The sequence below is a fragment of the Thauera phenylacetica B4P genome (assembly GCF_000310225.1).
Lineage (GTDB): Bacteria > Pseudomonadota > Gammaproteobacteria > Burkholderiales > Rhodocyclaceae > Thauera > Thauera phenylacetica.
In genome coordinates this window covers 1-804 of record NZ_AMXF01000539.1, presented here as the reverse complement: position 1 = coordinate 804, position 804 = coordinate 1, and the positions used below count along the sequence as shown (strand labels likewise).

The following is an 804-nucleotide window of genomic DNA, read 5'->3' as shown; positions in this document are numbered from 1 at the left end:
GCCTCGCGCCTACGACCGCTCCGCCCCGCGCGCGGCGGACTCCGCCGGGCCGGCACACGGCGCCAGCGGCGGCGGGAGCTCCTCCGCGCCCGACTCGATCGCATCCCGCCAGCGCCACAGCAGCCCGATCGCCACGAGCTTGAGCACGACCGGCACGAAGCCGTACACCGCCGCGAGCGCGCCGACCGCCGCAGCCTCGCGCGCGCCCGGCGTATAGCCGAGCAGCGCGAGCAGCGGCAGCGCCAGGCCGGCGGCGAGCGCCAGGTTGGCCTTGGTGACGAAGCTCCACCAGCCGAAGCAGGCGCCCGCCTCGAGCGTGGGCACACAGGCGGCTGCGTCGTGCGCGCGCGCTTCGCCTGTCACGCCGACCGCGCCCTCCGTGTGCTGCGAAGGCGCCCGCTCGCGCCCACGCGCCAGCAGGTCGGCGAGCAGCGAGGGCGGCAGGGCGAGATCCGCGCCCAGCGCGAGGCCCGAGAGCACGCAGATGCAGGCGTAGGCGACCAGGTCGCCGCTGCCGAGCAGGCCCGCCCAGGCGAACACCGCCACCGCCAGCGCCATGCCGGCGAGCCAGGCGCGCAGCTTGCCGACGCGCTGCGACAGCCGCGTCCACAAAGGCAGTCCGGCCGCCGCGGCGAGGAAGTAGAGCGCAAGGAAGGCGCCGGCGAGCGCCTCGGCCTGCAGCACGTCGGCGACGAAGAAGAGCACCGTGGCCGAGGGGATCGCGGCGGCGATGCCGTTGGCCGCGAACACCGCGAGCAGGCGGGCGAAACCCGCGTCACCGAGCGCCGTGCGCAGCCCCCGCCA

Annotated in this window: 1 protein-coding gene; it reads right to left on the bottom strand. The window is 76.7% G+C overall.

What is annotated here, in order from left to right; translation table 11 throughout:
* Nucleotides 1–9: 9 nt before the first annotated feature.
* On the bottom strand, nucleotides 10–804 hold a 795-nt coding region (locus C667_RS23545), incomplete at its 5' end, for an MFS transporter (RefSeq protein ID WP_004391307.1).